At 45.6% G+C, this 14,778-nt stretch carries 12 protein-coding genes; 10 read left to right on the plus strand and 2 right to left on the minus strand.

Going from position 1 to position 14,778, the window contains the following annotated elements:
* The first annotated feature begins 180 nt into the window (after positions 1-180).
* The 3 genes from SGRA_RS16780 (at position 181) to SGRA_RS16790 (ending at position 4,918) form a co-directional block, all read left to right on the plus strand.
* Entirely contained in the window at positions 181-819 is a 639-nt protein-coding gene (locus tag SGRA_RS16780) for a hypothetical protein (protein WP_015693993.1), read from the plus strand.
* Between the two features lie 32 nt (positions 820-851).
* The gene (locus SGRA_RS16785; RefSeq protein WP_015693994.1) at positions 852-1,805 is read left to right on the plus strand and encodes a hypothetical protein; all 954 of its coding nucleotides are present in this window, start codon (positions 852-854) and stop codon (positions 1,803-1,805) included.
* Positions 1,806-1,984: 179 nt separating this feature from the next.
* A complete protein-coding gene (locus SGRA_RS16790; RefSeq protein ID WP_015693995.1) occupies positions 1,985-4,918 on the plus strand; it encodes a caspase family protein in 2,934 nt (977 codons plus the stop codon).
* A 208-nt stretch (positions 4,919-5,126) separates the two neighbouring features.
* Here the strand turns inward: SGRA_RS16790 and SGRA_RS16795 are convergent, their stop codons facing one another.
* Positions 5,127-5,693 carry a hypothetical protein gene (locus SGRA_RS16795; protein ID WP_015693997.1) on the minus strand — a complete coding sequence of 189 codons (567 nt, stop codon included), beginning with the start codon at positions 5,691-5,693 and terminating at the stop codon, positions 5,127-5,129.
* Positions 5,694-5,908: 215 nt separating this feature from the next.
* Between SGRA_RS16795 and sucC the strand changes: the two genes are divergently transcribed.
* Both sucC and SGRA_RS16805 read left to right on the plus strand, forming a co-directional pair.
* Positions 5,909-7,126, plus strand: a complete 1,218-nt coding sequence (sucC, locus tag SGRA_RS16800) for an ADP-forming succinate--CoA ligase subunit beta (RefSeq protein ID WP_015693998.1) — start codon at positions 5,909-5,911, stop codon at positions 7,124-7,126.
* A 163-nt stretch (positions 7,127-7,289) separates the two neighbouring features.
* A complete protein-coding gene (locus tag SGRA_RS16805; RefSeq protein WP_015693999.1) occupies positions 7,290-7,850 on the plus strand; it encodes a hypothetical protein in 561 nt (186 codons plus the stop codon).
* A gap of 81 nt (positions 7,851-7,931) precedes the next feature.
* Here SGRA_RS16805 and SGRA_RS23865 read toward each other — a convergent pair whose 3' ends face one another.
* Positions 7,932-8,159, minus strand: coding sequence for a hypothetical protein (locus SGRA_RS23865; protein WP_015694000.1), 228 nt, complete (start codon positions 8,157-8,159; stop codon positions 7,932-7,934).
* Here SGRA_RS23865 and SGRA_RS16815 point away from each other — a divergent pair.
* The 5 genes from SGRA_RS16815 to SGRA_RS16835 all read left to right on the plus strand — a co-directional run bounded on the left by SGRA_RS16815 (position 8,140) and on the right by SGRA_RS16835 (position 14,725).
* Entirely contained in the window at positions 8,140-11,238 is a 3,099-nt protein-coding gene (locus SGRA_RS16815) for a CHAT domain-containing protein (protein ID WP_015694001.1), read from the plus strand. The genes SGRA_RS23865 and SGRA_RS16815 overlap by 20 nt on opposite strands.
* 1 nt (position 11,239) lies before the next feature.
* A complete protein-coding gene (locus SGRA_RS16820) occupies positions 11,240-11,602 on the plus strand; it encodes a hypothetical protein (RefSeq protein ID WP_015694002.1) in 363 nt (120 codons plus the stop codon).
* A gap of 210 nt (positions 11,603-11,812) precedes the next feature.
* Positions 11,813-13,009 (plus strand): DUF819 family protein, encoded by a 1,197-nt coding sequence (locus tag SGRA_RS16825; protein ID WP_245538574.1) that lies wholly within the window; start codon positions 11,813-11,815, stop codon positions 13,007-13,009.
* Positions 13,010-13,271: 262 nt separating this feature from the next.
* Positions 13,272-13,829 carry a DUF4178 domain-containing protein gene (locus tag SGRA_RS16830; protein ID WP_015694004.1) on the plus strand — a complete coding sequence of 186 codons (558 nt, stop codon included), beginning with the start codon at positions 13,272-13,274 and terminating at the stop codon, positions 13,827-13,829.
* Between the two features lie 20 nt (positions 13,830-13,849).
* On the plus strand, positions 13,850-14,725 hold the full coding sequence (locus SGRA_RS16835; protein ID WP_015694005.1) for a hypothetical protein: 876 nt from the start codon (positions 13,850-13,852) through the stop codon (positions 14,723-14,725).
* Positions 14,726-14,778: the final 53 nt, after the last annotated feature.

The raw sequence follows: 14,778 nt of genomic DNA on the forward strand, positions 1-14,778 counted from the left end.
CTGCGGACTAAAGTCCTTGTTGTCGTTTCGCAGCTCGCTATTCGCTCGGCCCTTCAGCCCTTCGGGCTTCGGTCTGGCCCTTCGGGCCACTGCTGCACATCGCTAGGCCTTCATCGGCATTGCTCGCCCCATTGTTAAAACGGCCTCCTTTAATGGCTTACCCAAAAAGAATATCTTGCTGTGAAATTTGAACTCTCTCATGATGCCCTTGCCAAAGTGATCTACGATCAGGCCTCTACGGCAGATAAAATGCGACTCAAAGTAGCTAACTTTATCAAAGGCCGCCATCAACACTTTAAAGACAATAGGAGTCTGCTCAGTAAAGAGGATTTAGAATACATTAAACGCTATTTGCCTCAACTAGATTTAGAAACAGAGGTCAAGCAGTTTATTCATAATAGCCAACTCGCTGCCGATAGAAAACAAAAGCTAAGAGCGGTCATTATAGTAGCCGTTGTTTTATTACTTTCTGGCAGTTCGGCTGTGGCCCTTTGGGGCTGGCATGAAGCCCAAGCGACACATGACAAACTACATAGAACACATGACAAACTTCGCCAAACTTTTGACAAACTCCGAAAGGCCCAAAAAGAAAAACTGGAACAGGAAGGCCTACTCAATATGAGCGAAGATGAAAAAAATGCCCTACTGCTCGAGCTACAGCGAACACAAGACTCTTTAAAAAAAGCCCTCAAAGCCAGTAACCAAGAGAAAAATGAACTGCGCTCTGAGGTAAAGAAAATAGAAGATGAGGCTAAAGCCTGGCGCAAAGAATTGGATGGCCTCAAAGGTGCTCCCATCCTTCGAAAACGCAAGAAATAATTTGCTACTACCATTATAAGCTAACAACTACCGTGAAATTTGAACTCTCGCATGATACCTTAGCCCGCGTAATTTATGATCGCAGTTCTACTGAAGATAAAATGCGGCTCAAAATCCTTGGATTTATCCGAGGACGACATCAGTATTATTTAGATAATAAAAATTTACTGACCAAAGAAGACCTGGCCTATATTCGTCCTTATTTGGCCAAATTAGAATTAAGCCCCGATGAAGATAACTTCATTAAACGGTCTCGACAAGCAGTTAAGCTACAATATTACTGGACCTTAGGCTCTACAATTTTTATTATTATTGTCTTAGGTGCTTTGTTTATTTGGGCCATGAGAGGCTGGGGCGCAGTAGAAAAAACAAGAGCCCATTTAGAGTTTTCTAATCAAGAAAAAAATAGAGCCCTAGATAGCCTACGGTCTGTACAAAGAAGAGTAGACTCTCTGGCCCAAAACCTAAAAGAAGGCGAAGGCCTGCTCCAAATTTCAGAAAAGGAAAAAGAAGACCTCATCAAACAGTTGGTGGCCTCTAGAGACTCTTTAGAACAAGCCTTAGAAACGGTAACCGAGGAAAATGTAAGCCTTAAAGCTAGAGCCCGAAGTCTAGAAGAAAAAAATAAACAAGACGGAAGTGATAAATTGCAAGAACAAATTGAAAAAAGAGAAAAAGAACTCAAAAATAGAGAGGTCTCTTTGGTCAAAAGCCAGTCTCGTATCCTTTCCTCTAAGGCACATTATGCTCTAGATAAAGATAAAAATCCAAAATTGGCCTTTCAGTTGGCGCGCGAAGCCTATGAAATGGACCCCACAAATACCGAAGCGACCACTGTGCTTAATCAAGTGGTCAATTCTAGAAATGATTATATTGGCCAAAGCAATAGCCCAAAACGAAGAGCCGACCAAATTATTCGGACCTATAAAGCCCGCTATGGCAAATTAACCGATGCCGCCAAAAAACGGGCCCTGGGAGGCAACTAAACTGCGTCTTGCAGGCCCGAAGGGCCGCAGGCCTAGCGATGTGGAGGGGTGGCCGTTAGGCCAGACCAAGCCAGCAAAGCTGGCGAAGGGCCGAGCGAATAGCGAGCCCCAGAACGTAGCGCCGACGAGCGTAGCGAGGCGGAGGCCCCAAAACAATAAATAAAAAATCTAAAATTCCTATGAGCCAAAAGTTCCATGCCCTTTTTATAGGTATCGATGCCTATAATCCTGCCGTGACCTCCCTAAATGGTTGCGTGAATGATGCCCTGTCTATGTTTAAGTATTTGTCTAGAAATCTGGACCGCAATAAATATCAATTTGAGCCCCAGCTTTTGTTGAGCCCCTCGGAAAGTAAAAAGGAGGGCATTGCTGCCGATTTGCAAAAATATCAATACGATTTTGCTCAGGTTAAGGCTCCAGATCGAAATATTATTTTGTCTAGCATCAAAAGCTATGTACAAAAAGTACAGCCAGGCGATACTTTTTTTCTTTTTTACGCAGGCCATGGTTCTACCGAAAAAGCACATCCTTATTTTGAGGAGTCTCCAGGGCAGTTGCAGACCTTAGTGGCGGCGGATTCTCGTTCTATTAAAGGTGGCAAAAAGGTGAAGGATGTCTTGGACAAGGAAATTCGCTTTTTGATTCGCCAAATTTGGGTGGCGGGCCAGGAGCAAGTTGATATTGTTTTTGTGCAAGATAGTTGCCATTCGGCGGGAGCGACTCGTAGCGATTTGGAAAAGAAAATGAAGGAGCTTTCTGGCGTAATGAGCGGGGAAGAGCCAGGGAATACGGCAGAAATGAGCTTTGAAGAAACGCCCGAGGCCCCCGAGCTTGCTACTGAAGATGGGGGCATGGACTTTTTGAGCGAACTTCAGGAAGAAGGGCCAGAGCCTACAGAAAATAGCGGCGAGGAATTGCTGGTCCAAGCTCGCATGCTCCCCGCCGAGCCCGAGCAATTGGGCCAATATCGCAAGGCGGAAGAAATGGATTTCTTTGATGAAGAGGCCCGTTCGGCCATGAAAGAAGCCGAAGAAACAGCCCGTACAAGCCGAAGCGCTGGCAGAGGAAGCAGCCGCTCGGCAGCCCCAAGCGCTAGAGGCTCAAAAAAGCCCCCTTTTGAAGTAGCTTATCCCGAAGGCAACCAAATTCATATGTCGGCCTGTGGAAAAGAAGAGTATGCCTATGAAATTCGGCATGCCGATGGCCAAAAAGGAGGGGTGTTTACCAATACAATTATCAAAATTCTCTCAAAATATCAGGGAGAGATCTCTTATCATGATTTGTTTAACCAAGCAAAACTGAGCATTGATGGCGCCTTTGAGCAATCGCCCAGTTTATATGTAAAAGGTCCTGCTGGTCGGCGTTACGAGCGCTTTTTGGGTGGACAAATGAGCAAAAAAGAGGGAGAAGTTAACCTCATTTATAAAAAAGAGAGTCAGCAATGGCGAATTGATATGGGCGCCTTTTTGGGCCTGCCCGTTTTGCGTCAAGGGCAATTTATTCCCTTAAAAGCTTATGATCCTGCCCGCCCCAATTTGGTTTTTGATGGCCGCATCACTTATGTGATGGCCGAGGCTTCTGTGGTGGAGTTTGAGCAGGCGCCTCCCAGTTCAACCACTGGATTAAAAGCCTTTGTGGACCAAAAATACAGCAGCCAACAGCTTCCGCTGCATTTGCCCAAGAGCAACCGCTATGAGGTGATGGTGAGTGATAGTTTGCGTCCACATTTGACCGAAAATCAGGCGGAGGCCAGCTATACTATTGAGCTAAAAAATGGAAATTTCCGTTTTTATCCTAAGGGGCAAGCCGAGGCTTTTGTTGAGTTTGTCTATTACAAAAAGCCGGCTTTTCGCAGCCTAAACTTAGGTGATTATATCCAGCCGCAGGAAAATGGGCCCAATCAGGACAGTCTTTGGAGCAGATTGCATACGGCTTGGAAAGACAATAAAGCTAAACCCCGATCTAGCGGACAGGCCTTCTTCAAAATCAATTTGGGATCGGGCAATGGCTTTTTCCTCAATGAATCTGGAGACAGCATCAAAGTGGCCGAGCAACTCGATCTAGAAGACCTTTGGGTGCCTGATGCCATGCAGGCGCAGCAACAAATTGCGCTTATGCTTTGGACGCTGGGGGAAAAGGCCTATTTGGAGCCTGAAGCTGGTTTTGACAACCCTTTTAAGCAGCAGATTGAGGCGAGTCCCGCGGCCAATTACTATCGTAAATTTATCGATTGGAATGCTGGGCCAGAAGCGCCTTATCAGCTCCGTATCGATGATGGTCGCTATTATATTTGTGACGGCAAAAATCCCGAAATTGTACTGCTTAGAGGAACGGATAACACCTCAGAGGAGTCCGCCTTTAGCGTTTTGGCCCAATTGCGGAGCATTAGTCGTTGGGAGCAGCTCAAAAGGCTAGAAAACCCCCATCCGGGAGTCAAAAATATGTTGGCTGATTATCAGTTTAGTTTGAGCTTTAAGTTGCAAAATAACTGGCATACTTTATATATCCGTACGCAAGATCAATCGCCTTTTTACTATTGGGAAGATGCCGAGGGCCGCAAAGTAGAAAGCCTGAAATTGAGCTACTTATTAGCAGAAGGAGGCTATGAAAAAGAGTTTATGAGCAGCATGATTTTGCGCCAACAATCTTCTTCTTCGGCCAGTCCAATTTTTGCTTCTACGCTCTTTTTGGGCTATGATTATTCGATCATTTGCAAAACGCCCTTGGGCAGTACTGAATTTGCGGCCTACGATGCCCAAACGGCCAAAAATAATCAGTTGAAAGTAGATATTGGAGAGCTGAAAAAATATCCACCTATTTTTGACAGCCGACATATTGCTGTGACACACAAAAAGGCCCAAGTAGTCTATAAGTTTTTAGTGGCCTACAAGCGTTTTGATCCCTCGAATTGGCTGCAAGAAGGCCTGCCTTTGCCCAAGGAGAAGGACTATGCGGCGAGCAGCTCACAACACAGAGCGGTATTGTCTCGCAAAAAAGGCGATGGGGCCGCAGATCATCTCGTACTTAGTCTGCCGATTGAGCTCATGGCCCAAAGCGACCTGCTCAAAGAGCCCATAGACCGACCATTTGATGATCCCCGAAACCGATTCTAAAAAATAACAGAAGGGCTGCCGATGATTTGGCTAGCCCTTCTTTTTTTGATGGATGTTTTTTGGGGCCTCCCGCCTTCGGCGGGCGCTACGTTTCGCAGCTCGCTGTTCGCTCGGCCCTGCACAAAAAAACAAGTTTTTTGCTTGGTCTGCGGCTTTGCCGCACTGCTGCACATCGCTAGGCCTGCGGGCCTTCGGCCCTCTACGCTCCTTATTTTTTCTCTTGAAAGCCTTCTTTGCCGCCAAAAAGGAAATGGCTATTGCGTTCTTGCAAAATGGTTTTTTCTTCTGTATCTAGATTTTCTTCATAAGACTGAAATTCATAAACTAGGCCAGCAGAACTCAAATTTAGTTGAGCTTGGCTACGGATAATGCTGCTTGGGGCATCTCTATCGCTATATTCGCCAATATAGAGTAGGAGAGGAGGGCCGAGGGGCTGTCCGGCTTCATCTTGCAGTTGAAAATGTAGCAACTCTGAGATTCCGCCTGGCTGAAACTCTGTTTGATAGCGAATAACTACCGATTGTTCTGCAGTTGTCCAAACTACCGTTTCGCCTTCTTTACTGGGCCAGCCATTTTCGCTAAGTACTTTAGTTTCTTGTTCGCCCGACTTATAGGCATTAAGGCTTAGGCTTTTGCTTGGGGCGGCCTCTTCTTTGGAGGGGCTGGGCTCGGCTTGTTCCTTAGGGGGAGGGGCTTGTTCTACTTCTTTTTCTGGGCTTGGGCCTTGGCAGGCTAAAAATAGCAAGAGCAAGGCGGGGAATAAGATTTTTTTCATGGGTAAAAGCATTAAAAAGACAGAAAATATAGGCCCCTAAACTAGTGATTTAATTTGATTTAGGGCCAGAAAAGAAGGGCATTTTATATAGAGGAAATTAGATAAAAGCTGGAAATTAAAGTTATCCTTTCTTTGAAAAGCAGCCGAAATCTTTTAGTTTTGGGCAACAACAATTGTATCAGACTTCTATTGCTAACCTAATACAACCAATTGTAATGAATCTACATGAATATCAGGCAAAATTGCTCCTCAACCGCTATGGTGTGCCTATCCAAAGAGGGGTGCTGATTGAGCAAAAAGAAGATGCCGAAAAAGCTTTCGCTCAGCTCCAAGAAGAAACAGGAACCACTTGGGCTGTTGTTAAAGCACAAATTCACGCAGGTGGACGTGGCAAAGGCGGAGGAGTAAAATTGGCCAAAAACCTAGATGAGGTGAAGACGCATGTCGACAATATTCTAGGCATGATGCTAAAAACGCCTCAAACTCCAGGTGGCCTTGAGGGTCCTGGTAAATTGGTTCGTAAGGTACTACTAACAGAAGATGTGTATTACCCCGATCCTGAAACGGGTGAAATGGATACCAATGAATTCTATATGAGTATCCTAACTGACCGTGCCAAGGAGTGTAATGTGATCGTTTATTCTACAGAAGGTGGAATGGACATCGAGGAGGTAGCTGAAAAGACGCCTCATCTTGTACACAAAGAGTATGTACATCCTCATTTGGGCCTACAAGGTTTCCAAATGCGCCGCATCGCCTTTAACTTGGGCCTTAGTGGTGCTGCTTACAAGAGCATGACCAAATTTGTAAACAGCCTTTATGCTGCTTTCGTTGGTGCCGATGCTTCTTTGGTAGAAATCAACCCTTGTCTCAAAACTTCTGACAACAAAATCGTTGCGGCTGACTCTAAAGTATCTTTAGATGAGAATGCTTTGTATCGCCACAAAGATTTGGCAGAATGGAATGACGAAACAGAGGAAGATCCTACAGAAGTAGAAGCTAAAAAGTATGGCCTTAACTTCGTTAAACTAGACGGAAATGTAGGTTGTATGGTAAACGGTGCTGGTTTGGCCATGGCGACTATGGACATCATCAAGCTTTCTGGTGGAGAGCCTGCCAACTTCCTTGATGTTGGAGGTACTGCCGATGCTCAGCGTGTAGAAAATGCTTTCCGCATTATTTTGCGCGACCCAGCTATCAAAGCTATCTTGATCAATGTATTTGGAGGGATTGTTCGCTGTGAGCGCATTGCTCAGGGTGTAGTAGATGCCTATAAAAACATTGGAGACATCAATGTACCTATCGTGGTTCGCCTTCAAGGTAATGGCGCCGACAAAGCGAAAGGAATCATTGATGAGTCTGGCCTAGCTGTTCACTCTGCAGTAACGCTTCAAGAAGCGGCTGACCTTGTGAATAAGGTAGTAGCTGGCTAATTCAATTTAGCTGAAACGAATCTAAAAAAGACTGCTGCTTTATTGTAGCGGTCTTTTTTTATTAGAGTGCTTATTGGACAATACTGTTTGTGGGCAGAGAAAGACTTGGTCCTATCCTTGCAAATAGTTAATATTATCGAGAATACGCTAAACTTATCCTTCAATGAATTACCTAAAATTATCCCTGCTCTTTTTGGCGCTAAGCCTTCCTTTTTTGGCCTCGGCTGATCCTTGGGATTGTATGAGCAAAACAGAGGCGGAAGCCTTGAAAACCTATTTGGAAAAAAATCCTTTTATGCTTGATTATTGTGATTGCTGCGATGATGTGGCTAGAGAATACGACAATAAAAAGGTAAAGGGCTATTTAGTAGAAATTAAGTCCCTAGAAATTGTGCCCTGCTCTTGGGATGCCGAGCGCTATTCGGTGCAGGTAACCGAGCATAAGGTCTGGAGCTCGGGCTATGTAGAAAGAGGAACCTTTGAGCCAGATGCCAAGGTAGATCTAGCTGATTTTCCAGGCGCAGAGGGACCTTGGCCAGTAGCGGCCAATTATGCTTATACCTTACAAAAGGGAAAAGCAGTAACCTTATACAAAGTAAACGGCATGACCGATGAAAAAACGGATTGTCGAGCGCCTTATAGTTTTCCGGCGCCCAAAGCGATAAAGATGGGTTGCTGGAAGAAGCGGAAATATCGCCGTTTTTATAAAAAGCGCAGAAAATAAGTTGAATACTCAGTAGTTTTGTCTGCTGAGTATTTTTTTGGTCCAGCAGGGGCGAAGCCCCTTGGCCGTAGGCCAAACGGCCTAGCGATGTGCAGCAGTGGCCACAGGCCAGACCGAGCCAGCTTGCTGGCGAAGGGCCGAGCGAATAGCGAGCTGCGAAACGTAGCGCCTGCCGCAGGCAGGAGGCCCCAAAAAATCGAGAACAGTTAAAAAAATAACAGCTTTCATAAGCTTATTGGGAGAAAAGTCGTTAAAATAAATCTCCACAGCTTTACCATATTCAAAACAGATGAAACAGATTTTCCCCATTCTGGGCCTATTTTTTTTGGTCCTATTTAAATTGCAGGCGCAAGACAGCTTGCAGGTTTATCATTGGTCCGATTTGGCGGCAAAAGCCTTTTTGGCCCAACAGGCAGAAGATTATGCCTTGATGAAAGTCTATGCCGATGCGGCCTACCTAAAAGGAAAGGCGGTCTTGCCTGCAGGCGACAGCAGTTTGGCGCGTTTACTTTATTATAAAGCCTATGGAATAGACTATGTTTTGGAAGATGCAGAGGGGGCTTTAACCTTATATGAGCAGGCGGTAGATTGGCAGCTAGCTTCTGGGGCGCCCGCCTATGATTTGGCCATGACCTTAATGGCGATGGGCGATTGTTATGATGTGGCATTTGGAGCCCCTCAAAAGGCAAAAGCCTACTATTCGCAAGCTTTAGAGAGTTTGGAGACTGTGCGTGAAAAACATCTGGTTGACTATGCCTTATTGTTATTTTATTGTGGGAATGCAGAAGAGCAGTTGGGGCATTTGGCCAAGGCAAAAGCATTTTATAAAAGGGCATTGGGGTTTCAGAAGAATGGAAATCAGTTAGACTATAGCAGCACCTTAAATGGCTTGGCTAATTTAGCCAAAACAGAGGGGCGTTGGTTGGATGCCGAGGACTATTATTTAGAAAGTTTGGCTGTAGATGCGCGAGAATTGGGCAAAAAGCATCAGAATTACTCGGCTAGTTTGCTCAACTTGGCAGACCTTTATATGCGAATGCGGAGAATGGAGGAGGCAGAGCCCCTGCTTTTAGAGGCGGAGAAAATTGACCGAGAGGTATTGGGCCCCAAGGATTTGAACTATGGGGTGACCTTAATGGGCTTGGCTCGCTTTTATTCGACGATGGGAAAGTGGAGAAAGGGGAAGGAATATTATCAGCGGGCGCAGGCCATATTTATAGCGAATAATTGGACCGTAACGGCCCAGTATGCGGGTTTGCTGCTCTCTATGTCGGGAAATGCAGAAATTCAGGAAAATTATGCCGAAGCGATTAGCCTAAGTACTCAGGCGATAGCGATTTATCAGCAAATATACCCGGCTGATCATCATGTAATTACCAGCTGCATGATGCGAAAAGCCAATGTCTTGAGTAAACAAGGCGACTATCAAAAAGCACTGTCTATTTATGCTCAAGCGGAAGATCGTTATCGCCAAGCTTTGGGGCCAAAGCATTACTATCGTTTAGCGGCTTTAAATCGAGAAGCCAGTATGTTTATTGCGCTAGGACAGCCACAAAAAGCGGTTCCGGTTTTAAAAGAAGCCCTAGTGGCCAATAGTTCGATTTCTTGGTCTATGGAGGCGGGAGCGGATTATTTGGACCAAATGCGAGCTCATGCTTTTCCGGCTAATAACTACCTAGAAGAATATCTGGCTAGTTTGGCCGTTTGGATAGATCTTTTGGCCAGCAAAAAGGGGCAAAAACAACAACAATTAGCTATTGTTGATTTGGCCTTAGATCTACTAGAAAAAGAGCGGGCCAATACGACTCAGGCCAATAATCAGTTCTTTTTTTTGAGAGAGACTGCTAGCTGGGTAGAAAAAGGCCTTTCCTTATTAGCTGAAGAAGAAGTAGATCAGGCCATTGATTTGATAGAACGGACCAAGGCCGTTTTGCTTTTGCAGGCACAATCGGCTCCTGCTTTGCCCAAAGACTGGCAGCAGAGAAAAGATCAGTTGGAGCAAAAACAAGCCAATTTAAGGGGCGCCTATTTGAATGCCGGAGCGAAGCAGCAGGAAGCACTTTTGGCAGCCTTGAATCAAAGCAACCGAGAGCTGGATCAGTTTAGAAAAGAACTACAGAGCAATTATCCAGACTTAGCCGCTAGTTACTACCAAACAGCCACCCCCAAAATAAAGGATCTACAGGCCGCTTTGGGGCCAAAAATGGCCCTGCTCGATTACTTTATGGGGCAAGAAAAGCTCTACATTCTTTATCTAGACAAAGATAAGAGCCGCTTAATTAGTCGCTCTCTAAAAAATGGGCAGTTGACTAAAGAGCTGAACCAACTCTATAAGAATTTAAGCCATTATAAACCCCGTAAAAAAGAGGAGGCTCTAGCCCTAAAAACTAGCTATATGCAGCTGGCCCAAACATTAGGGGAGGAGCTGCTCGGTTTTCTTCCCGCAGAACTTGAGCAACTACTCATTTTGCCCGATGCCGAGCTCTCCTTTATTCCCTTTGGTCTGCTATTATCTGAACAACCGAAGACGGATAATTACAGTGATTTGCCTTACTACCTCAAGGATTTGGCGATAAGCTATAATTACTCGGCAGCACTTTGGTTAGAGAACAAAAATAGTAGCAAGCGAAAGAACAATGGGTTAATTTTAGGCCTTGCCGCTAGCTATGGAGGAGAAGCCGCGGAGCAAAGGGCGCCCAAAGCCCAAAATTGGCGGGCTGTTTTGCAAGATTTGCCCGCAGCCAAAGAAGAAATTAAGCGCTTAAGTGACTACTATCAAGGCGACTTTTTTATTGGAGAGTCGGCTACAGAATCACTATTTAAGGAAAAAGCAAGAGATTATGCCGTTTTGCATTTGGCCATGCACGGCCTATTAGACGAGCAAAACCCTAGTTTGTCGGCCCTGGCCTTTACCGAAGATAACGATAGCAGCGAAAATAACTTTTTGCAAGCTTACGAAATTGCTCAAATGGAACTGCAGGCCGATTTGGTGGTCCTTTCTGCCTGTCAAACAGGGCAAGGACGCTTTGAGCGAGGCAATGGAACAGCCTCTTTGGCCAGAGCATTTATGTATGCGGGTAGTCCCGCCTTGTTGGTCTCGCTTTGGCAGGTCAATGATCAATCAACAGCCTATATTATGCATCAATTTTATGCTCAGTTGGCCCAAGGAGCGAATAAGGCCGAAGCCCTACAACAGGCCAAACTTGCTTATCTTAAGGAACAAACCGAGGAGTTGGCCAAACACCCTAATCTCTGGTCGGCCTTTATTTTATTAGGGGATGAAAAAAGCTTGCTCATCAAGGAGAAAGAGAGCTCTTGGAATTATATTTTATTGGCCCTACCGCTCTTCCTTTTTGCCCTATTTGTATTATTAAGAAAACGAAAATAAGATGCTCAAAAAAATGCTACTTATTGGCCTCAGCTTAACGGCTCTAGCTTGCCACCCCCCCAAACAAACACAGCAAACAAATGTAAATGAGCCTCAAGCCATTGAGCTAGAAGGGCAGTACCGCAACCGCACTGGCGTAAAGTCAAAAATTAGTTGCTATTGCTTTCAAGCGGGCGAATTAGTGGACCAAAAAGGAGAAAAAACCTACCTCTGCTGGGAAGGCGAGGAAGAAGCGCCTCGCTCTTGCGAAAATATCCGCGTTTGGGGCGAGTATACAAGCAAAACTCGGGAAGAAGACCCCAATTCGCCTTGCCCCCCTGGCGAAATGCGCTATTTTTCGGTCCAGAAGTATGAGTGTTATTAGGGGTAGGGGCCTCCGCCTCGCTTCGCTCCTCGGCGCTACGCTTCAGGGCTCGCAGGTCTGCTCGGCCCTGCGGCCTGACGGCCTTGGTCTGCGGCTTCGCCGCCCCCTTTCGCATCGCTAGGCCTGCGGGCCTTCGGCCCTGCAAGACGCAAAAAAACGCTTAACTTTAGCGTCAGTTCTTTTTAGCGCTGGCGCTTTTTTTAGGCAAAAATGATTAGCTTTAAAATTGAACAATTGTTTAGTTTTATGGACCTCTTATTTCTTTTGGCGCAATTGCTTTTGTTTTTTGCGCTTCCCTACCTTTTGGCCCAAATCAACGCCTTTTTGGGCCTTCAAAAATACCTGAGTAATATTATTATTTGCTATGCTTTGGGGATGCTGCTGGGCAATGCGCAGCCCCTACTCCTTGGCGAAAGTCTGGGCGCCCAAAGCGCAGAAACCGCCAAATTAATCGCTTTTGTATCGGTGCTTTTGGCTTTGCCGCTTTTACTCATGACTTCAGACCTGCGCTCATGGCTGCGCTATTTGGGCCATTTGGGAAAAGTATTCTTTATCATGCTGGGCTCTACCCTAATGTTGGCCCTGGCTTTTGCCTACGCCCTAGCCGATGGTCCCTATGAAGAGCTGCCCACTATTTTGGGGATGTTTACGGGCGTCTATATTGGCGGCACACCCAATATGGTGGCTGTTTCGCAGGCTTTGGAGGCCGAAGATGGACTTTTTGTGCTATTAAATGCAACAGATGTACTTTGTTCGGGCCTTTATTTTTTATTGCTGCTCAGTTTGGGCAATAGCCTTTTGGGCCGTTTGCTGCCTAAATTTAAGTCGAAAGGAGAGGGGGAAGAAGAAGAACCCACTATAAGCGCAGAGCAATATGATATTAAACAAATTATTTGGGCCCTAGGGCTAGCCCTTGTCATTTTGGGCCTTTCTGCCTTGCCTGCACTTTATTGGCCCAATGCTCAGGGAGAAATCAATAGCAGTATTTTGTTGTTGGCGATCACAACAGGCAGTATCTTGCTGTCGGTTTTTGGACCAACCAAAAACTGGCAGGGCGTTTATCCCTTTGCCGATTATTTACTCCTGGTTTTTGGCCTAGGCGCAGGTTATTTGGCCAATTTTTCAGAATTAGCCCAAGATGGCGCTAGCTATTTGCTGCTCAATGCTAGCTTTTTGGGCCTTTTACTACTGCTGCAGCTCTTTTGGGCCTATATTTTCCGAATCGATCGAGATAGCTTTATGATTTGCTCTACCGCTACGGTCATGGGCCCGCCTTTTGTGGCCCAGATCTCTAGTAGCCTGAAAAATAGGAGCTTACTAGCGCCCGCTATTGCTTTTTCACTTTTGGGCCTCGCCCTAGCGAACTATTTAGGGGTTTTGGTGGCTTATCTAGCAGAATTATTCTAATTTAAAGGCGAACTTTGGGGCTCGGAGCGAAGAAGGCCCAATTGGCGACAAGAAGCCCTTTAGGGCGTAGCCCTTGGCCGAAGGCCAAAGCGGCCTAGCGATGTGGCGGGGTGGCCCGAAGGGCCAGACCAAAGTTTTTTGAGCGCAGCGAAAAAAACTGCAGGGCCGAGCAGACCTGCGAGCCCCAAAACGTAGCGCCCGCCGAAGGTGGGAGGCCCCAAAAAATTGCTTAAAATAAATAGAACATCAACTACAGTATACTATGTTTGGATTCTTTAGAAGAAAGAAAAAAAAGGAAGAACCGCATTATGATCCCACAAATTTGCGGATCACCGACCTGCGCAAAGGTTGGTTTGTCGATTATGATTTTCAGACCTGGGAGGCCATTGAGGAATATGAATATGACTGGGGAAACCAGGACTTTTCCTATGAATTTTTGTTAGACAATGGCAGCGGCCAACAACTCTTTTTGTCTATTGAGGAAGATGATGGACTGAATTGCGTTATTTTTGAAAAAATGCGCTTTTCAACCCTACCACAGGCCGATGAAATTGAGGCCGCCGTAAAAAGCAATGGCAAGCCCCCCCGCCAACTACAAGTGAATGGCATTCGCTACTATTTTGATGGCGAATATCCAGGCTTTTGGCGGAATATTAAGGCCTCCAAATCTCAGGAATTTATGCTTTGGGATTATTGGGATGATAGCGATGAAAAATGCCTAAATATTGAACAATGGGACGATAATACTTTTGAGGCCGCTTTGGGAACTTGGAAGCCCGAACATGCCTTTAGTAATTTGACACCTAGAGAACAAGCCTAAAACACTACTAAATTTTAACAATGAAAACAACAATATTTTCTTTTTCGGCCTTTCTATTTTTGGCCCTAGCCCTAAGTATGAGCAGTTGCGGGAGCTCTGCTGACGAAAAATACATGGCTTTTCCCGCCGATAAGATTGCCCAATCTATGGATTCGGTTAAGAACTTTTCCATCATCTTGTATGATATGGATGTGAAGGACAAAAAATACTATCATAAGTATAAAGTCATTCAACAAACTGCCGAAATTCCAGCCGCCACTAGCCTAGATAGCACGGCTCTAGCAGATAGCACCACCAGTCCCGCCGATTTGGGTATTGTAGAAAAAATTACCGATTGGAAAGAGGTTAGCCCTTCTGATTTTGACTACCACTCTAGCAATATGGGCATGGAAATCATGTCGAAAAAAGAAGGCGATTTGAGCAAGGTGGCCGCCCCTCCCGGCTACAGCCAATATGTGGGCAATTCTCGCTACGGACAATGGAAAACCAACCCCAGCACAGGAGATTCTTTCTGGGCATTTTATGGCCGCTATATGTTCCTCAATACGATGTTCAACTTGATGAGCCCCGTTCGTTATGGCGGATATAGCAGCTATTATGGAGGCTATTATGGCCGCCGCCCTTATTATGGTTCCGTAAATTCTTCTGGAAAATATAGCTACGGAACGGGTTCTGCCCATGCCGCCAAAAGCAACCCTAGTTTTGCTCAACGAATGAATAGCAACTCTGCCCTAAAAAGCCGAGTAAACAATAGCATTAGCCGAAGCAGCGCTCGGGCCACAGGAGGCAAACGCAGTAGCGTAAGTAGCTCTTCTTCTAAACGCTCTCGTTCTTCTTCTCGCTATAGCAGCGGCTCTTCTTCTCGCTCTCGCTCTTCTAGCCGAGGCGGCAAGTAATTTGCGTGCTCAAAATATTCTGTTTAAGGGGCCGAAAACATTTTTGTTTTCGG

It is taken from the genome of Saprospira grandis str. Lewin, assembly GCF_000250635.1.
Taxonomy (GTDB): domain Bacteria; phylum Bacteroidota; class Bacteroidia; order Chitinophagales; family Saprospiraceae; genus Saprospira; species Saprospira grandis.